Genomic DNA, 19093 nt, shown 5'->3' with positions numbered 1-19093 from the left:
AATGGATTGGTTGGTGAATATGATTCATTAATGAATCTCGACCTGGCCGATCTCAAGCTGCTCAGCACCGTCGCCCGTCGCCTGAGCTTTCGCATGGCGGCGCAGGAGCTGGGCCTCTCGGCCTCAGCCGTGAGCCATGCCGTGCGGTCTATCGAAGAACGTTTGGGCGTGCGCATGTTCAGCCGCACCACACGCAGCGTGGCGCTGACGCCCGCAGGCCGCCAACTGCTGGACCGGGTCGCCCCAGCGCTGCAGGACATCGCATCGGCCATCGACGGCATCAACGAATTCCGCGACACACCACAGGGCCTCCTGCGCATCAATGCGCCCCGCCCGGCTGGCGAGTTGGTGCTTGGCCCGCTGGTGGCCGAGTTTCTAGCGCGCCATCCCAAGGCCGAGGTAGAACTCGTTTTGGACGATGGTTTTGTCGACATTGTGGAAGGTGGTTTTGATGCCGGTGTGCGTTATGGCGAGAGCCTGCAGCAGGACATGGTGGCCCTGCCCCTCGGCCCGGCGCAGCGCCTGATGGTGGTGGGATCTCCTGCATTGCTGGCACGCGCAGGGACACCCCGCACGCCACGCGACCTGCTCGCCATGCCCTGTGTGCGCATCCGATTTCCAAGCGGCGCTCGTTATGCGTGGGAGTTCGAGAAAGCGGGCGAGAAAATCACGGTCAACGTGGAGGGGCGCCTTACGGTGGGCGAGATGCCGCTCATGCTGGAGGCCGCGCTCGCGGGTGTAGGTTTTGCCTACGTGTACGAGCCCTATGCCCGCGCAGCCCTGGCCAGCGGTGCTTTGGTGGGGGTGCTGGAAGACTGGTGCCCGCCGATTCCGGGCTTTTACTTGTATTACCCAAGCCGCAAGTTGCCGACGGCCACACTGCGCGCCTTTGTGGAGCTTGTCGCGGCACAGTTCAAACCACACCGCTGATAAAAAGGAAAGGGCGCCCGGCCTTGCTTATCGGCCGGCGCCGTTCACACAGACAGGCTCAAAACGATGCCCAGTCGTCGTCATCCGACTTGGACTTGGCCGCCGTGGCGGCCTTGGGTGGTGCGGAATGGCCCAGTGTGGCCGGTGACAAGGTGGCAGGCTTGCGTGCCGCCTGCGGCGCGGCCACGGGCTTGCGTGGCGCCGCAACAGGCGCTTTGGCGATGAACGGCGCGCCCGCATTGGTGGCCTGGCTGTCGATCTTGAAAACCGAGACCGTCTGCACCAGGTCCGCCGCCTGGTTGTTGAGGCTACCCGCTGCGGCCGCCATCTGCTCGACCAGCGCTGCGTTCTGCTGCGTGGCGTGGTCCATGTTCTGCACCGCCTCGCCGATCTGGCCCACGCCCTCGCTCTGCTCGCGGCTGGCGGCACTGATCTCGGCCATGATGTCGGTCACCCGGCGGATGCTGGAGACCACCTCCTGCATGGTGGCGCCCGCCTTGTCCACCAACGCAGACCCTTGCTCGACCCGGTTGACGCTGTCGGTGATCAGCCCCTTGATCTCCTTGGCCGCTGCGGCGCTGCGCTGTGCCAGGGTGCGCACCTCGCCTGCCACCACCGCAAAGCCCCGGCCTTGCTCGCCAGCGCGGGCCGCTTCCACGGCGGCGTTGAGCGCGAGGATGTTGGTCTGGAACGCAATGCCATCGATCACCGAGATGATGTCCGCGATCTTGCGCGAGCTGTCGTTGATGCCCTTCATGGTGTCCACCACCTGCGACACCACCTCACCGCCCTGGACGGCCACACCCGAGGCATTCTGGGCCAACTGATTGCCCGCCTGGGCGTTGTCGGCGTTTTGGCGCACGGTGGAGCTGAGTTCTTCCATGCTGGCCGCCGTTTCTTCCAGCGAGCTGGCCTGGCTTTCGGTGCGGCTGGACAGATCGTGGTTGCCCTGGGCGATCTCGGCACTGGCGGTGGACACCGCATCCGCCCCCAGGCGCACGCGCGACACGATCTGCATGAGGTTCCCTTGCATCTCTGCAAGAGCTCTCAACACTGCGGAGACTTCGTCCTTGCCACTGGCATCGACACGGAAGGTCAGGTCCCCCTTGGCCACGGCCTGCGACAGATTCAGTGCCTGGCCCAGCGACTGCGAGATACCCCGGATCAGCACCCAGCCAAACAGCGATGCGGCAAGCACCGCGATGACGAGGGCTGCCACGGCGATATTGCGGTTGGTGTTGTAGACCACCACAGAGTCATGGAAGTCCGTCTTGGTCAGCTCATACTGGAACGCGATCAGCGCATCGATGTCCTTGATCACCGGGGTGTACAGCGGGAGCACCTTGCTCTCAGCGACCTTCTTGGCGCCCTCGATGTCCTTGGCCTTCAGCGCCTGCATCATGGGAGCAAGCCCTTCCGTACGAAACTTGGCGCGGGTGGCCTCAAAGCGCTCAGCCAGCTTGGTCTCTTCAGCCGTCAGTTGCGTGGAGCGGTATTTTTTCCAGAGGACATCAAGTTCTCCCAAACGGGTGTTGATCTGGGCCACCTGCTTGTCGATGTATTCGGGCTGCGGATTCAAGAGAGCCAGCGACGCTTCTAGCAGGTTCGTCACGACGCCACGCTGAATGAGCGAAAGATCGCCCACGGGCACCATGCGGTCGTTGTAGGTAACGTCGAGTGCTTCGTTGGACAGCGATGCGGCGCGCAGGCCGAGCCACCCGATACCCACGGTAATCATGCCCATGAAGACGATGAGCAAGGCCAAGCGGGTTGAAATTTTGAGCTTGTTCATATTGTGTTGACCTTTGGGGTAGACATGACGTGAATTCAACAACAATCCGTTGATTTCAATCTCAATGTGGCTGAGCACTTCATGCCCGTCAAGAGCGGTAACCAGATGTAATTCGCAAGGATTCGAGTCACATCCCAAGCCATGGCCTCGGCCCGCTATCCGACCCACCGCAGTCAAAAAGCGCTGCTCGCCACCGTGAAATCCGCCTGCTCCACGGCCAGCCCGCGCAGCGCCCCCACCAAAGGCCGCAGGTCATCGCGTCGGCTATGCAGCCCGTAGGCCAGCTGCCCCAGGGGCACGGGGCTGGGCAACTCCTGCAGCACCCCACGGCTGCACAGGGCCTGCGCCCAGCCCTGGGGCAGCAGACCAATGCCACTGCCATGTGCCAGCAGACCTACGATGGCGCCCCATTGATTGCAGACCAGACGGCGCGCGGGGTGCGCTCCAGCCAGCCGCAGCCAATTGTCAACAATGTGCATCACGCCCGAACCCTGCGGCAACATCACCAGTGGATGGGACTGCAGCGCCTCGGCATCCATGCAGGGCAAGCCTGCGGCGATATCAGGGCATGCGCACCAGGTGAAGCTGGCTTGCGCCAGTGGCACCGAGGTCAGAGCGCCGCGGCTTGCAGGGCCTGCGATCACGGCCACATCCAGCTCGCCCTTTTCCAGCCGCTCGGCCAGGGCCGCACCCACATCCACATGCACGCTCACCTCCAGCGCCGGGTGCGCGCTGGCGATGGCTGCCACCAAGCGCGGCAGCCAGGTCAGGGCCGTGAGCTCGCCCACGCCCAGGCGGCAAAGGCCGCGCAGGCCGGTGGTGTGGCCCATCTCCTGGTGCAAGCGGTCGGCCTGCTGCAGCAGCGCACCAGCCAGCGGCACCAGGCGCGTGCCTGCCTCGGTCAGTGCCGCACGGTGCCCGCCCCGGTCGAACAGCACCTGCCCCAGCGATGCCTCCAGCTCGGCAATGCGCTTGGACAAAGACGACACCGACAAGTGCACACGCTCGGCGGCCATGGCAAAGCTGCTGCAGGTGGCTGCCCAGTAGAAGGCTTCGAGCTGTTTGAGAGTCATGGCTTATTTGTTTCTATTTGGCGAATGACTGGATATTAATAAATTCGCTTTCTTGATCTCTATGGATTCCAGACACTGCCTTCGACTCTCTCTTCTTCAGACTGGAAGCACACCGTGTCCACCCCCTCCCCCACTCTCCCCAACTCCTCCATCAACGCCTGGCAGGCCTTCAACGGCGCAAACCGCAGTGGGCGCACCCGCAACCTGCTTTCGCTCGATGATTTCGAAGCCGCCGCCCGCCGCGTGCTCCCGCGCCCCATCTTTGGCTACGTGGCTGGTGCGGCTGAAGACAACCGCGCGCTGGCCGACAACCGGCACGCCTTTGACGAGTTGGCCCTGGTGCCACGCGTGCTGTGCAACGTGGCGCAGCGCCAGCAAGGGGTGACGCTGTTTGGCAGGCGCTACGCCAGCCCCTTCGGCATCGCGCCCATGGGCATTGCGGCGCTGTCGGCCTACCGAGGCGATGTGGTGCTGGCGCGGGCCGCAGCGGCGGCGCGGGTTCCTGCGGTGCTCAGCGGCAGCTCGCTGATTCGTCTGGAGGAAGTGATGGACGCAGCCCCCGGCACCTGGTTTCAGGCCTACCTGCCCGGCACGCCCGAGCGCATCGACGCACTGCTGCAGCGTGTGGCGGAGGCGGGTGTGGAGACCCTGGTGGTGACGGTGGACATCCCCGTGGCAGGCAACCGAGAGAACAACATCCGCGCGGGCTTCTCTACCCCGCTACGCCCCGGCCTGCGCCTGGCGTGGGACGGCCTGGTGCGCCCGCGCTGGCTGGTGGGCACACTGCTGCGCACACTGGCGAGCCATGGCATGCCACATTTCGAAAACTCGTTTGCCGAGCGGGGCGCGCCCATTCTTTCATCGCGCGTGCAGCGCGACTTTGCCGAGCGCGACCACTTTGACTGGAGCCACATCGCCCGCATTCGACGCCTGTGGCGCGGGCCCCTGGTGGTCAAGGGCATCCTGAGCCCGCTCGATGCGGCCTTGGCGCGCCAGCATGGCGTAGATGGCATCATCGTCAGCAACCACGGCGGCCGCCAACTCGACGGTGCCGTGGCGCCGCTGCGGGTGCTGCCCGCGATTGCTGAGCAAGCCGGTGGCGCCATGGTGGTGATGCTGGACGGCGGCATCCGCCGCGGCACCGACGTGGTGAAGGCCCTGGCGTTGGGCGCACAAGCCGTGTTTGTGGGCCGCCCCTTCAACTATGCAGCGGCGGTGGACGGCGAGGCCGGTGTCGCCGCCGCCATCGACCTGCTGCGCGCCGAAGTGGACCGCAACCTCGCCATGTTGGGCGCTAATGCCTGTGCAGACCTGGGGCCTGGGCATCTGCTGGACAAGCAAGCGCCCTGGGCGCTCGCTGCCCCGTCAGTGCCCTGCGCTGCGTACCCCTTGCAGAGCTAAACAGAGACCTGCGGCATTGGCTGAGTCGCTCATGGATCTGCCGACCTCGTTAATGGGCCGAAGAATCCAATGACCCGCTGGATCTCGCCTTTGGCATTAACCTCCAAGAAATCGATTCCCTCAGGCAGCGACGTCCCATCGGATTGAACGACATGCCAAGCAAAACGAACACATCCGTGATGCTCGTCCACGTTGCTCGTTCTTCTTACTTTGGATCCTGGACGTCGAGCCAGCACTTTTGTGATGTGCGCAAGGAGCTCGTCGCCGCAGGCAGCATGAACCGTTGGGTCTGTGTAAGTGGCGTTCGATGCCCATATCGCTGCCAATTGCTGGCGCCGAAGCGCTGGATCGGGCTCACACCAAACATTGCAGTAGGCATCCACAAGGCCGGTCAGTGTGTTGTCGTCTGCCATCTTGTTCCCTTGTTGATTAAAAGTGGCCTGACAAAAGTCGCAACGAAACCAGTCCGTGCGGCTTGCGAACACACCGGGCCGCCCCCAGGCCCGGTATGTCCACGTTCACGCCATCATCCCAGCTTAAACGGCAGATCCCTCGGCGCCTTCCCCGTCAGCCGCGCTATTGCATTGGCAAACGCCGGTGCCAGTGGCGGCAAGCCAGGCTCGCCCATGCCCGTGGGCGGGTCGGCACTGGGCACAATGTGCACGGCCACCTGGGAAGGCATGTCGGTGATGCGCGGCACGACGAAATCGCCGAAATTGCTTTGCTCCACCACGCCATCCTTGAGCGTGATGGCCGCGCCGGGCAGGCACATCGACAGGCCCATCAGCGCCCCGCCCTGCACTTGCGCTTCCACGCTTTTGGGGTTGACCGCCAGGTTGCAGTGCACGCCTGCCGTAATGTTGTACAGCTTGGGCGTGCCGTCTTTGCTCACCGAGGCCTCGACCACATAGGCCACGACCGACTGAAAGGATTCGTGCACCGCCACGCCCCAGGCGCGGCCGGGGGCGAGCTTCTTCTTGCCATAGCCCGATTGCGCCACGGCCAGTTGCAGTGCGGCCTTGTGGCGCGGGTGCTTGTCGCCCATCAGGCCCATGCGGTAGGCCACGGGGTCTTGCTTGGTGGTGCGGGCGACTTCGTCGATCAGCGTTTCCATGACGTAGGCCGTGTGGGTGGAGCCCACACTGCGCCACCAGAGCACGGGCACGTTCACATCGGGGTGGTGCACCGACAGCTTCATGGGCACGTCGTAGGGCTCCTTCATGCCTTCGATGGCCGTGGCATCCACCCCGTCTTTGATCATGAAAGCCTCGAACGGCGAGCCCTTGGTGATGGACTGGCCCACGATGACATGGTCCCACGCCAGGATCTTGCCCTGTGCATCGAACCCGATCTCGGCGCGGTGCACGTGCATGGGGCGGTAGTAGCCGCCCTTGACGTCGTCCTCGCGGCTCCAGAGCATGCGCACGGGGGCGGTGATGCCTGCCGCGCGCGCGGCCTTGGCCACGCCGCAGGCCTCCACCACGTAGTCGCTGGTGGGAATACCGCGGCGGCCAAAGCCGCCGCCGGCCATCTGCGTGTTGACCTTCACGTTCTGCGGCGAGAGGCCCAGCACGCGTGCAGCGGCCATGCCGTCCAAGGCCGCCATCTGGGTACCCATCCAGAGCTCGGCCTTGTCTCCATCGAGTTTCACCGTGCAGTTGAGCGGCTCCATGGGTGCATGCGCCAGGTACGGGAACGTGAACTCGGCACTGATCTTGTGCGCGGCCCCTGCCAGCGGCGCCATGTCGGCCTGCATCGCCACATTGCCGGGTTTGGCGGCCAGCTCGCGGTACTGGGCGAGCATCTGGGTGCTGTCGGCCTTGCCAACCGCGCCCGTATCCCATTCCGCCTTGAGTGCATCGCGCCCCTGCTTGGCGGGCCAGTAGCCGTCGGCCACGATAGCCACGCCCTCGCCGCCCCGGTCTGTGGGCACGCGCAGCACGGCCTTTACGCCCTTGATGGCCTTGGCGGCGCTGTCGTCCAGCGATTTCAGCTTGGCACCAAACACTGGTGGATGGGCCACCACGGCCGTGAGCATGCCGGGCAAGCGCACGTCAATGCCGTAGCCCTGCTGGCCGCTGGACTTGGCTTTGGCGTCCAGCCGCCCGGTGGGCTTGCCGATGATGCGAAATTGCTTGGGGTCTTTAAGGGTGACCTTCTCGGGCACGGGCTGCTTCATGGCCGCTTCGGCAAGCTGGCCATAGCCCAGTTTCTTACCACCGGGGCCGACGACGAAGCCGTTGCTGGTGCGCAGCGCCGAGGCATCCACGCCCCACTGCGCCGCAGCGGCTGCCACCAGCATGGCGCGGGTGCGGGCGCCCAGTTCGCGGTATTGGGTGTAGGAGTTTTTGATGGAATTGGAGCCGCCCGTGATCTGCAAGCCCAGGATGGGGTCTGCATAGGCCGGGTTCGCGTCGCCGTGCACGCTGCGCACCTTGCTCCAGTCGGCATCCAGCTCTTCGGACAGGATCATGGGCAGGCCGGTCTGCACGCCCTGGCCAAAATCCAGCCGATTGATGGTGACGGTGACCGTGCCATCGGTGTCGATGCGCACGAAGGCCGATGGCTGCTCGAACGGCTTCAGGCCAGCGGGAGCCGCTGCTGCGGCGCCCTGCGCCCCCGCCGCCAGCGGAAACGCGCCCAGCGCAAAGCCCGAAGCTGCAGATACCTTGAGGAAGGTGCGGCGCGCCACACCATTCGGAGCATCAAATGCTATTGAATTAGTAGCTGCTTGCGCTTTATCCATAAGCGCCAGAAGTCCTTTTGGCATGTTTTCACGGGCGGCTTGCAAGGCATGGGTGTCGAAGTGCATGGTGTTCTCCTTCTTCAATCAAGCCAGGGTCTTGGCAGCGTCGTGAATGGCGGCGCGGATGCGCACATAGGTACCGCAGCGACACACATTGCCCGCCATGGCAGCGTCGATATCGGCATCGCTCGGCTTCTTCTTGCCCTTGAGCAGCGCGGTAGCGCTCATGATCTGGCCGCTTTGGCAGTAGCCGCACTGCGCTACGTCGTGTTTGACCCAGGCGGCATGCACGGCCTTGCCCACTTTGTCACTGGACGTGATGGCTTCGACGGTGGTGATCTTCTGGCCCGCAGCGGCCGAGATGGGTGTGACGCAGGATCGAATCGGCGCACCGTTCAGGTGCACCGTGCAGGCGCCGCACAAGGCCTGGCCGCAGCCAAACTTGGTGCCGGTCATGCCCAGCGTGTCGCGCAAGGCCCAGAGGATGGGCGTGGATTCGTCGGCATCGACCGCAGTGTCTTTGCCGTTGATGTTCAAGGTGGGCATCGTGGGGAGCTCCTGTTGTAGGAAAGACGGCGCCTGAAAAGGACGGCGCAGGCAGTTGCGGCCAGGGGCGCCGCAGGAATTGTTGTTTTAAGAGAATATTTATTCGATTAAAACTGAAATTGGCAATTCGTGCTCGTGTTCGACTTTTTCAACATCCTTAGGCTTTGAGTGCGTCCCAGCACAACCCAAACGCCATTTTGTGCACCGCCTCTTCATCAGGCAATACCTTGGTGCGGATCAAATTACCGGTTTCGCGCACCGATCCCACCAGGCTGGCCGTGAGCAGCGGGATGGGCACGGCCTTGAGGATCTCCTGCTGCTGGCCTTCTTCCATCAGCGCAAAAAAGCCTGCCATCAGGCGCGTCGAAAACTCGCGGTTGCCCTCGGTGAACCAGGGCGAGTTGTAGTACTGCTCCTGGAAAATTACTTCGGCATATTGGTCCAGCCGGTGGCGCAACAGGTTGCCCCAAATGCGCCGCACCCGTGCCCGGTAAGGCGTGCCGGGCACCACGCCCTCCATGATGCGGGCAGCAGTCACCGTCTTGGCATCCTGGTAGAGCTGGCTGATGAGCTCGTCCTTGGACGGGTAGTACACATACAGCGTGCTCGTAGCCATGCCAGCGGTGCGCGCGATCTCGGCCATGGTCAGGCCGCTCAGGCCCGTTTGAGCCACCAGGTCAAAGGTGGCCTGGGCAATGGCGCGCTGCTTCTCGTCGTCTTTGGGTTTCATGGCGCCTTCACTATAAGCGAACAACAATTCGACAACAATTGATGCCACTCAAGCGGCTTTTTGAAGCAATGCCGACCCTAAGAACCTGTTCAATGTCTTTTTTGGATCCAAAAAGACATTGAACAGGTTCTCAGCCCCCGGCGTGCACAATCGTGCCCATGACCACCTCCATCGCCGACCTTCGCAAGAGCTACGAGCGCGCCGAACTCAACGAAGACGCCTCACACGCCGCCCCCCAGCAGCAGTTTGACCAGTGGCTCAAAGAAGCCATCAGCGCCCAAGTGCCCGAGCCCAACGCCATGACCCTGGCCACTGTGGGCAGCGACCTGCGCCCCAGCACCCGCATCGTGCTCATCAAGGGCTACGACGAGCGCGGCATCGTCTGGTTCACCAACTACGACAGCCGCAAGGGCCGTCAGATTGCAGGCAACCCCTACGCAGCCTTGCAGTTCCACTGGGTGGAGCTGGAGCGCGTGGTGCGTATCGAGGGCGTGGTGGAAAAGGTCAGCGACGCGGAGAGCGACGAATACTTCAACAGCCGCCCGCTCGACTCACGCATCGGCGCCTGGGCCAGCCCGCAAAGCCAGGTCATACCGGGGCGCAGCGTGTTGGTGACCAATGCCGCCAAATACGGCGCGCAGTTTTTGCTGAAACCGCCCCGCCCGCCACACTGGGGCGGCTACCGCTTGAAGCCCGACCAGTGGGAGTTTTGGCAAGGGCGCAAGAGCCGGCTGCATGACCGGTTGCGGTATCGGTTGGATGGGGGGGAATGGGTGCGGGAGCGGTTGGCGCCGTGAGCCCTGCTATTAATATTGACTGTGACAGCGGCCCCTTGTCACATCGGGCGAGACTCCATGTCTGACATCGCCTATCTGCATCTTCAAACTGGCACTGATTTACCCACTCTTTCGCTGGAGCGCTTTCGTGTCCTGGTCATGATCGAGTCGGAAGTGCCCGCTCTCTGGCAAAACGCCGTGAGCGAATGGCTAGTGCGCTCAGGCTGTCTGTACATGATGGCCTGGGGCCCTGGCTGCAGTTCCTGGGACGACTCCGTTGACTGGGCCAATATCGAGCAGTTCGCTTATGGAGAAATACCGGATGAGAGCTTTGTGCTGACCTCATGGCATGACAACCAGTCACTGCAGGAGGTCATGCATTTCTGCAAGCATTTCGCAGAGCACCCCTTTGCAGAGCTGCGCGCGACGCTGCTTTTGCATATCGCACCTGAGTCGCGCGAGGACGAAATTCGCAGCTTGTTCAACGATGCGTAGTCGCTCAAAGAGTCTGCTGAGCGGTTGATTGGTGCACAGTTGCAGTGGTCACCCCACCACCCACCGCGTCACCGCCAATATCACCACCGGCATCGTCACCAACCCCAGTGCGGTAGACACCGCCACGCTGGCTGTCACCTCGTCCTCGGCCACGCCATAGCGCTGCGAAAACAAAAACACATTCGCCCCCACGGGCAGCGAGGCCGCCACGATCATCACGGCCAGCGGCAGGCCCGAAAGGCCCAGCGCCCAGCCCAGGGCCGCCAGCACCATGGGGTGCACCACACATTTGACGAGCGCAATGCGCATGGCCGCCTTGAAATGGTGGCCCACCTTGGTAAAGGCCAGCGTCACCCCCACCAGCAGCAGCGCAATGGGGCCGAGTGCCTGGCCCAGCAGTTGCAGCGGCTTGTCCACCACCTCGGGCAACACCAGGCCGGTTTGGGCGAACAACAGGCCCGCGATGATGGGCAGCGGCACCGGGTGCACGATGCCGTTGCGCATGGCCTGTAGCACAGTGCGCCACATAGGCTGCTGCGCCCCGCCCTCCCGCCCCGCATGTTCGCGGGCCGCGGCCAGCTCGAACACCACGGTGGCGGCCGTCAGCAGGATGAGCGAGTGCACCGAGATCAGCGTGAACAGCGTAACCAGCCCCGCATCGCCAAACACCAGGCCCACCAGGGGCACCCCAATCATCAGCGTGTTGCTGAAGGTATTGGCCAGCGCACGCGCCGCGCCCAGGCTGGTAAACCCCTGCACGACTAGCGTGGCCGCGTACACGATGCCAAACGCCACGAAGTAGATGCCTACGGGGCCGAAGTTAAGGTCTTCGATGTGCACCGAGCTCATGGTGCGAAACAGCAGTGCGGGCGTAAGCACCATGAACACCAGGTTGGCCAGGTCCTTCACGGCCACGGCCCGAATCCAATTGCGACGCCCTACATAAAAGCCTATGGCAATGAACAGGACGACGGGAATCAGCGAGACAAAGACGGGGGAGTTCACGGAGACGGAGCGCAGCAGTGCAGAGATACGACGGGCGCAGATTGTCTCTCACCGGGCCAAAAGCCGCAGGGCGGTCAAACAGCGAGTTGAACGCCCTCGATCCGGTTTCTGCCGTTATTTTTGGCCGCATACAACTGCCCGTCCACGGCTTCGATGAAGCTGGAAGGTGTGGTCGAAGCCCCCGGAGTGATGGTGCCCACACCCACGCTGACGGTGACGAATTGGTCGTGCGGCGATTGCGCATGGGGAATCGCCAGCTTGCGGATCAGCCGCTGGCAACGCTCAGCCACCTTGCGCGCCACGGTGGCATCGGCCCGCGGCAGCAGCACCATGAACTCTTCCCCACCGAAACGCGCCACAAGGTCCTGCGGGCCATCAAGCGCCAGACTCAGCGTGTGCGCGATCTCCACCAGGCATTTGTCACCCCGGACATGGCCGTAAATGTCGTTGTATTGCTTGAAGAAATCGATGTCGAACATCAGGATGGACAGAGGCAGCCTGTTGCTGCGCGCGCTTTCCCATTCCAGCTCCAGGCTGGCATCAAACCGGCGCCGGTTGGCAATGTTGGTCAGCCCGTCCTTGAACGACAGCGCCTCCAGCTCCTTTTGCATCGCGAGCAGTTTTTCTTCGGTTTTCTTGCGCTCACTGATGTCGAACATGAAGCCGATCAACGCCTCTGGCTCGCCCTGGTCGTTGCGCACCACATGCACCACGTCGCGTATCCACACATAACCGTTGCTCGTGGTCAGTGCACGGTAATCCGCCTCGTGGTCCACCCCGGCTTGCGATTGCGCCACGCAGAAGTTGACCACGTGGTCACGGTCATCGGGGTGCATGCGCATGGCCCAGTCTTCCACACCCATCCAGCTCTCCGGGCTCCAGCCCAGCAGCGCTTCGATCTGCGGGCCGATATAGGTAAACCGCTTGGTGGCCCAGTCGATCTTCCAGGGAATGGCTTTCGTGGATTCCAGAAGGGTCTGATAAACCGCGCTGTCACTATTGATGTCGTTCATATCGGACATGGTCAATGTCTCCCAGGTGGATACGAGAACGGTGCGGCACAGGCGAGTCCGGCGACCGCCAGCGGCAGAGAATGAAGGGAAGCGTACTTTAATTCTGTGAGGGCTCTTGCTAAAGCCCACTTTGGCGATGGCAGAACATGCAATGCAGTGAGGCTGGTGCGGCCTTGCGGGGACTAGGAGCCTGGCGCAAGGCCGGGCCATTGTGCTCGCTCTGCTTTCCTCTGCGCAGTATCAACGACGATCGATGGTGATAAAAAATTCTGCTACCGCTTATTCGAAAAGCAATTATTGTCATCAAAAATACACCAATTACTTTTGGCGGTTTGGCAGGGAAGCGCCGCTATTCAACGTTTGAACTAATCGAAAAAGCCCGCGAAGCTGGGGAAAATTTACTGCAGCGAGTGGCTATATACGGATATATTTTCTTTTCAAGGCTATGTTTGCTTTCGTCGAAGAAGTAAAGTCGCTCCAATCAGTGCCGGAAATATTGCAGCCGCTACGATGGCAGGGCCGACAATATCGGGGAAGGCGCTGGCACCCGCGAGTTCAGCGTACTGCGTAATGGCTTTACCGCTTGAGAAAGAAGTCGCAACTCCGATCAAGACAAGCATGCCAGCAAACAAAGGCTTCTCCCAGGGCGCGGCATCCGTTTTCGTTTCAGCGTCTTCAAAACAATGATTTGCGATCAGTACGGCGAGGGCTGCTACACAGCCAGCGACCGCGCCTTCGGGTTGGCCCAGAAGCGGGAACAGCGCAAGCTCATTGCCAAACGTGAACGCAAATGTCGACATAGCCCAGAACACTGTCAGTCGTGAGTAGCTGGTGCGTTGGAATGCGCGCGCCAACAAGCACCCTAGCGTGGCCCAACAGGCTGCGATGATGAATGCAAAAGTCATTCAGTGTTATTGATAGACAAACAATAAAACCTGGCCCTTGCGGTACTTCGACCGGTTTGGCCATTTTGCGATCTACGCGGATTTTCCGAGGTCTCGCACAATTCGATCATGAACAAAGCCTGGGTTCATCCGCTCTCGGAGACCGTTTGCGATCCAGACCCACGGAATCGTTTCGATTTCCCCATTCAGCGCGCTGATGGTTTCCTTGGCTTCATTGGTAGCCCCGCATGCATAACAAGCGACCGCAAACTGGTTGAGGCCATAACCAAAGAAGCTGCCGTTTGGATTTTCGAGTTTTTGCCCCAACGTACTTGGATTTGCGTCGAGCCATGCGTAGAGCGCTGCGCTTACTTTGTCGGCATGCTCTTTGGAGCGTATTTTCTTGAGACCATCCCGTCCATGGGCCAGGACATATTCGTTGTAAGAAGATGCCACCAAACTATGAATGATGCTTCCACGGGGCGCATGTCGTGAGGCCTCCTGTGAAAATTTGAACATTTCGCGATGGCTCCCACCCCATTTCTGCGTTGTGGCGGTGAAGTATTTGTAATGCGCTGGCCAATGAAGTGGCGCGCGGGAAATTGCCTCTGAAAACAAACGGCTCAAATGCTCTCTGGAAGCATCGCCACCCAATTCTGCGTGAATGAGCCATGCATAGGGATCAGCAGATGCAGAGTCAAGGCGCGCTGCAATATGCAGCGGCTCCTTGGCATCCTTCAAGCTATCCAAAAATGGCTTCCACGCAGCTGAATCAACGTCTTTCGCATATGAACTACCGCGAATGTTCCAGCCTGTCGTAATGAGGCTCGCACCCAGCACCGTATGGGCCAGGGACGAACGGGAACATGCTTTTGCCCATGTAGCAGCCAAAGGCACAGACCCACTGCTTACACCAAATCCGTAGATCAGCCGTTCACGACTTTCATCGTTGGCGCTAGAGAGCATCAGCTCAGCCTCTTCATACGCACCTTGCTCAACTTTTCGCACCAACCGCTGGGATGCAGCTTGGGCTGAATTGCCCGCAACGACAGCGTGCGGCTTTAAACCGATGAGTTTGAGAAGTGACATCAATGAAACCCAAGTGGAAAACCGGATTCAGACGACGGCACATCAAGCCGCATCCGTCGGGCAAAGAACCGCTGCACTTTCCCTTTGGGTATATCAATCATGGCGGCATGGGGGTAGAGGCTCCCAAGGCTCCCGGGCGGTAAGTGAACGCAGGTGCTTCGGCGCGATGCTACTGCATCCGTTTTTCTCCAAGAATTCATAGAGAACACAGGCTGGCAGCCCCACCCCACCAGCCCGGTCGCCTCACATGCGCCTTCGCATCAAAACGCCACCTTCACCCCCACCGCAATACTCCGCCCCATCAACGGCGCCGCATTCTTGATGAACGAGGTGTGCGCATACGCCAGGCGGTCCGTCAGGTTGTTGGCCTTCAAATACACCTGCCAAGGCGTGCCGCTGCTGAGCTGGCCGTTGTAGCTCACCCCCAGGTTCAGCATGCCGTAACCCGGCGTGGCGGTTTCGAACGCGGCTACGCGGTTTTGGCGGGCCACTTGCACCCATTCGATCTGGCCTTCCCAGGCATTCCAGTTGGCGTCCAGGCGCAGGCCCGCGCGGGTGGCGGGGATGCGGGGCAGCAGGCCACCACTGGCGAGCCGGGCGCGCACGGTGTCGCCGAACAGGGTGATGCCCAGGTTGCGCGTGATGCGCTGGCGCACCTGGCCTTCGATGCCGGTGAAGGTGGCGTCGGCTTGGCTGTATTGCAGCAGTTGCAGGCCATCCACCGCGTCGAGCGTGCGGCCGTAGATGTAGTTGTTGATGCGGTTTCTGAACACGCTCACGCCGAAGGTGGTGTCGCCGCTGGTCTTCTTCAGGCTCACGTCGATGTTCTGCGATGTTTCGGAGCGCAGGTCGGCGTTGCCGCGCTCGTACGTGCTGGTGGCCATGTGCAGGCCGCGTGCGTACAGCTCTTCGGCCGAGGGGGCGCGGCTGGCGTGGGTGAACGAGGTGCCGACCTGGTAGCCGGGCGTGAACTTCCACACCGCGCCCAGCGATGCGGAGGTGCCGTTGTGGCTGCGTTCGATGCCGCTGGTCAGGGCCTCGGCCGTCTGGCGGTCGTGGCGCAGGGCGGCTTCAAAGCGCCAGTCGCCCAGGCGGTATTCCTCCAGCGCAAAAAAGCCCAGCTTGCGGGTGATGGTGGGCTCGACATAGGCCTCTTCGCCCACGGCGCTGAACTTGCGCTGCGAGGTTTGCAGGCCTACCACCCCCTTGAAGCCTGCCAGCGGCAGGTGCTGCAGCTCGATGCGCGTATCATAGGCCTTGTTCTTGAAGGTGGTGGCGATGGCGCCGCCCTCGACCTCGTCGTGCACGTAGTCGGTGACGCCCGCGCGCAAGCGCAGCGCCGAGAAGCCCGTGAACGGGTTGCGCAGCTCGCCGCGGATGTCAAAGCGCTCGCTGCGCAGGTCCACGACCGGCACTTCGCCGTGGTCATGGTCGTGATCGTGGTCATGGCCGTCCCCCTCCTCGCCCTCATGGGCGCCGCAGTGCAGGTGGTTGCCGTGGGTGTGGCAGCCTTCAAAGCTGTGGTTGTGGCCCGGCAGGCCGTATTTGGCGGCCTGGCGCGTATAGGCGGCGCCCAGGTAGCCACGCTCGCCCACCCACGACAAGCCCACGCTGCCGGTGTGGGTGCGGTTGAAGCTGCCCAGCACCTTGCGGGTGGCTTCGCCCTCGGGCGCCCAGCCTTTGCCGACGCGGTAGTCGCCTGCGTCGCGCGCCACGCCTTCGACGTGCACGGCCAGGTTGCCGGTGCCGCCGGTGAGAGAAAAGGCCCCTGCCCCTTCGCGCGCGCCGGTGTTGGCGCGCAGCTCAGCGCTGCCTTCATAGCCTTTTTGTGGGACAGCGGTGGGCACCTTGCCGTCGAGCACATTGACCACGCCGCCCACGGCGCCGTTGCCATAGACCAGGGCCGATGGGCCGCGCAGTACTTCGATCTGGGTGGCGAGCATGGGTTCGGAGACCACGGCGTGGTCGGGGCTGATGGTGGAGGCGTCGTGCAGCTCAGCGCCGTCGCTCAGCACCTTGACACGCGGGCCATCCATGCCCCGGATGATGGGGCGGCTGGCGCCCGCGCCGAAGTGGCTGCTGGTGATGCCGGGCTCGCTGTTCAAGGTTTCGCCCAGCGTGGCCTCGCGGCGGCGCACAAGTTCATCGCCCTCGAGCACGGTGGCGGGGGTGGTCATGTCGTTGGCGCCCAGTTGCAGGCCGCTGGCGGACACGGTGACGGAGGGCAGGCTGGGCGCGGCCTCGGCGGCAGGCGCGGTCTGCTGTGCCTGGGCGACCTGGGTGATGCCCGCGCTCGACAGCGCCAGCATGGCGGCAGCCAGGGCCACGGGGCGCAGGGCGGGATGGCGGCGGTGAGCAGAGGATCGGAGGGGGTGAGAAAAAGTGGTCATGGTGGTTGCTTGCGACAGCGGCATGCAGCCCCGCGCCACACGGCACGAAGCTATGAATAAAAATGCCTCTAGCGCTTGATAGTCAAGCGCTAACAGCTATGAAATCAGGAGTAAAAGGCGCAATACATGCGCCCGCACAGGGCCATGCAACAACCCTGCAGAAAGCAGTGCAGAGGTGGGGTAAAAGGCGCCGCGCTTCAGGCCGCTGGCGGGCCGCGCGCCTGGAACAGCGCGATGTGCGAAACCCCAGCACGCCCCGCAGAGTGCGGGGGCGGGGCCTGCGGGGGCACGGCGTCGGGCAGCACCAGGGTGGCGCTGTGCAAGGCATCGCCCAGCGCCAACTGGTCAAGCAAAAGGCAGTCTGCCGGGGCATGGTGGGCCAGAAACGACGATGGCCACGGCCCGTGGCCCTGCTCTGCCGCTGCCGGGGCCTGCTGCCCGGCATGCACATGGTCGAGCGCGCCGCCGTGGGCCACCTGGTGCAGCCGCCCCAGTGTGGGCGCCACCAGCAGGGCCAGCAGCAGCCAGGCCAGGGCCAGGCGCTGCGCCACCCGCGCCTGCAGGCGGCGCGTGGGTTGGAGCGGGTGGAAGGCGCGGGTCACAAAGAAAGAAAAAATCGAGGCTGGAGAAGGAGGCTCGGCTATTTCACCGGCACCGCATCCACCATGCGGTAGAACAGGCCGTACTGGTCGTCAGACAGCAGCGTGAATGTGCCCTCCACCACCACGGGCTCCAACGAGTAACGCACGGGCGTCTTGGCCCGCACCTCGATCATGCTCTCAGGCCCGCCGGGGATGCAGAACGAGCAGGTCAGCGGCACCGAGGTGAGCAGAAAGTACGTGTGCGTGGCTTTGCTGACCTTGAGCGGCATCATGAAACCCTGGAAGCGCTGCGTGGTCTTGTTCATGCTCTTTTGCACGTCATTGAACACGGGCAGGATGCCGTCCTTGGTGGTCTTCTTGCCCAGGTCGGTCAGCACCGACCAGGGAACCACGTCATTGCGCTGAGGCAGCGGCGCAATCGGGCTGTTCGGGCTGTGATAGCCCGCGCCCGAACCGGGCGGCACCACCGTGCCAGCGCCCTCGGGCAGGGGCGATGAAAGCACGGGCGTTGCCGCTGAAGCAGGCTTGGCGGCAACACTTTGCTGGGCCTGCGCACCGCCAGCCAGGGCCAAGGCGGCCACCCAAACGACGAAGTGGAGCGTTCGGCGACAGGTGGGGGTCAGGGCTTGGGACATGGCGGGCATGGGTAAAAAGAGGACTCTCAGGCACTCAGTGTGCGTGCTTCATACCGCAGTATTTTCCGATGGCCAGGCTTTTACATGCGGCTTGCAGGTCTTTCTGGCACTGGTCATGGCCCTTGCCCGACTCCAGGCACTTGGCAGCAGCCTCGTGCGCGGCGGCCATGGCGCGGTGGCGGGCGATGTCTTCCTTGGTGTCCTTGTCGTTGTGTGCCTGGGCATGGGCCAGCGCACCCACAAGCAGCATGGGCGCCAGGGCAAGAGCGATAAAGCGTTTTTTCATGACAAGCCTTTCATTTCAGTTGGTTGGGTTTGAAATCAGCAATAAATAAATAGATAGATAAGTAGCGGTAGCTGCGTCAGGGCTGGCTCAGCAAATCGGCCACATCGGTGCGATAGGCCTGCATGGCGGGCAACAAGGCGGCCAGCGCCGCCACACCGGCCGCCAGCAGCGGCACGCCTGCCTCGGCGGGCAGCCAGATCCAGCCCGTAACGGGCAGCAGCCCCTGCGCCTGCAGCGCCCAGCCCAGCCCATGTGCTAGGCCATGGCCCAGCAGCAGGCCCAGCGCAGAGGCCATGGCCGCCAGCCACAGGGCCTCGCACAGCACCAGCCCGGCCACACGACCCGGTGGCGCGCCCAGCATGCGCAGCATGGCAAGGTCTGCCCGGCGCTCGCGCACGGCGTTCCACAGCGCGATGAACACGCTGAGCGCGGCCACCGCCAGCAGCACGCCGCCAAAGGCGCGCAGCACATCAATCCCCACGCCCAGCAGGCGCAAGAGTCGCGTGACTTCGATGGCGGGCGCCGCCGCCTGCATGGCGGTGTTGCTGTTGACCTGGCGCGGCAAGGTGACGGCGGCCATGGGCGTGCGGTAGCGCACCAAGGCCACGGTCACCTCGCGCTCTTGCTTCAATATCTCCAGGTCCTCGGCATCGTTGGCCGTGGCGGTCTCGTGCACCATCCAGACGGATTCGGTGCTGGT

At 62.9% G+C, this 19093-nt stretch carries 19 protein-coding genes; 4 read left to right on the top strand and 15 right to left on the bottom strand.

The annotated features are described in order from the left end of the window. Positions 1-30 precede the first annotated feature (30 nt). Positions 31-930, top strand: a complete 900-nt coding sequence (locus Q0105_RS16375) for a LysR family transcriptional regulator (protein ID WP_298213199.1) — start codon at positions 31-33, stop codon at positions 928-930. A gap of 58 nt (positions 931-988) precedes the next feature. Here the strand turns inward: Q0105_RS16375 and Q0105_RS16370 are convergent, their stop codons facing one another. Both Q0105_RS16370 and Q0105_RS16365 read right to left on the bottom strand, forming a co-directional pair. After that, positions 989-2722 carry a methyl-accepting chemotaxis protein gene (locus tag Q0105_RS16370; RefSeq protein ID WP_298213198.1) on the bottom strand — a complete coding sequence of 578 codons (1734 nt, stop codon included), beginning with the start codon at positions 2720-2722 and terminating at the stop codon, positions 989-991. A gap of 173 nt (positions 2723-2895) precedes the next feature. Continuing rightward, positions 2896-3795, bottom strand: a complete 900-nt coding sequence (locus Q0105_RS16365; protein ID WP_298213197.1) for a LysR family transcriptional regulator — start codon at positions 3793-3795, stop codon at positions 2896-2898. A gap of 150 nt (positions 3796-3945) precedes the next feature. Between Q0105_RS16365 and Q0105_RS16360 the strand changes: the two genes are divergently transcribed. Then, on the top strand, positions 3946-5196 hold the full coding sequence (locus Q0105_RS16360; protein ID WP_298213237.1) for an alpha-hydroxy acid oxidase: 1251 nt from the start codon (positions 3946-3948) through the stop codon (positions 5194-5196). Positions 5197-5225: 29 nt separating this feature from the next. Here the strand turns inward: Q0105_RS16360 and Q0105_RS16355 are convergent, their stop codons facing one another. The 4 genes from Q0105_RS16355 to Q0105_RS16340 form a co-directional block, all read right to left on the bottom strand. Beyond that, the gene (locus tag Q0105_RS16355; protein ID WP_298213196.1) at positions 5226-5609 is read right to left on the bottom strand and encodes a nuclear transport factor 2 family protein; all 384 of its coding nucleotides are present in this window, start codon (positions 5607-5609) and stop codon (positions 5226-5228) included. Positions 5610-5722: 113 nt separating this feature from the next. Next, positions 5723-8008: a xanthine dehydrogenase family protein molybdopterin-binding subunit gene (locus Q0105_RS16350; RefSeq protein ID WP_298213195.1), complete on the bottom strand. Its 2286-nt coding sequence runs from the start codon at positions 8006-8008 to the stop codon at positions 5723-5725. Between the two features lie 18 nt (positions 8009-8026). Beyond that, complete coding sequence (locus Q0105_RS16345) at positions 8027-8488, bottom strand: (2Fe-2S)-binding protein (protein WP_298213194.1); 462 nt, start codon at positions 8486-8488, stop codon at positions 8027-8029. A gap of 157 nt (positions 8489-8645) precedes the next feature. Further along, positions 8646-9218, bottom strand: a complete 573-nt coding sequence (locus tag Q0105_RS16340) for a TetR/AcrR family transcriptional regulator (RefSeq protein ID WP_298213193.1) — start codon at positions 9216-9218, stop codon at positions 8646-8648. 158 nt (positions 9219-9376) lie between these two features. Here Q0105_RS16340 and pdxH point away from each other — a divergent pair, with 158 nt between their 5' ends. Together pdxH and Q0105_RS16330 are read left to right on the top strand one after the other, a co-directional pair. Further along, positions 9377-10015: a pyridoxamine 5'-phosphate oxidase gene (gene pdxH, locus Q0105_RS16335; protein WP_298213192.1), complete on the top strand. Its 639-nt coding sequence runs from the start codon at positions 9377-9379 to the stop codon at positions 10013-10015. A gap of 57 nt (positions 10016-10072) precedes the next feature. Next, positions 10073-10489 carry a hypothetical protein gene (locus Q0105_RS16330; protein ID WP_298213191.1) on the top strand — a complete coding sequence of 139 codons (417 nt, stop codon included), beginning with the start codon at positions 10073-10075 and terminating at the stop codon, positions 10487-10489. A 48-nt stretch (positions 10490-10537) separates the two neighbouring features. Here the strand turns inward: Q0105_RS16330 and Q0105_RS16325 are convergent, their stop codons facing one another. The 9 genes from Q0105_RS16325 to Q0105_RS16285 all read right to left on the bottom strand — a co-directional run. Continuing rightward, positions 10538-11494, bottom strand: coding sequence for an AEC family transporter (locus Q0105_RS16325; RefSeq protein ID WP_298213190.1), 957 nt, complete (start codon positions 11492-11494; stop codon positions 10538-10540). A gap of 74 nt (positions 11495-11568) precedes the next feature. Further along, a complete protein-coding gene (locus Q0105_RS16320; protein WP_298213189.1) occupies positions 11569-12516 on the bottom strand; it encodes a sensor domain-containing diguanylate cyclase in 948 nt (315 codons plus the stop codon). Between the two features lie 434 nt (positions 12517-12950). Beyond that, positions 12951-13412, bottom strand: coding sequence for a hypothetical protein (locus Q0105_RS16315; protein WP_298213188.1), 462 nt, complete (start codon positions 13410-13412; stop codon positions 12951-12953). A 72-nt stretch (positions 13413-13484) separates the two neighbouring features. Continuing rightward, on the bottom strand, positions 13485-14480 hold the full coding sequence (locus Q0105_RS16310; protein ID WP_298213187.1) for a hypothetical protein: 996 nt from the start codon (positions 14478-14480) through the stop codon (positions 13485-13487). 260 nt (positions 14481-14740) lie between these two features. After that, positions 14741-16870, bottom strand: coding sequence for a TonB-dependent receptor (locus Q0105_RS16305; protein ID WP_298213186.1), 2130 nt, complete (start codon positions 16868-16870; stop codon positions 14741-14743). A gap of 197 nt (positions 16871-17067) precedes the next feature. Beyond that, positions 17068-17472: a hypothetical protein gene (locus Q0105_RS16300; RefSeq protein ID WP_298213185.1), complete on the bottom strand. Its 405-nt coding sequence runs from the start codon at positions 17470-17472 to the stop codon at positions 17068-17070. A gap of 38 nt (positions 17473-17510) precedes the next feature. Further along, the gene (locus Q0105_RS16295) at positions 17511-18107 is read right to left on the bottom strand and encodes a DUF3299 domain-containing protein (RefSeq protein WP_298213184.1); all 597 of its coding nucleotides are present in this window, start codon (positions 18105-18107) and stop codon (positions 17511-17513) included. Between the two features lie 34 nt (positions 18108-18141). Then, complete coding sequence (locus Q0105_RS16290; RefSeq protein ID WP_298213183.1) at positions 18142-18393, bottom strand: hypothetical protein; 252 nt, start codon at positions 18391-18393, stop codon at positions 18142-18144. 76 nt (positions 18394-18469) lie between these two features. After that, a partial coding sequence (locus Q0105_RS16285; protein WP_298213182.1) for an FtsX-like permease family protein occupies positions 18470-19093 on the bottom strand: 624 nt, incomplete at its 5' end.

The organism is Acidovorax sp., assembly GCF_027492855.1.
Lineage (GTDB): Bacteria > Pseudomonadota > Gammaproteobacteria > Burkholderiales > Burkholderiaceae_C > Acidovorax.
The sequence above is the reverse complement of the archived record's forward strand: the minus strand, read 5'-3'. Positions and strand labels throughout refer to the sequence as shown.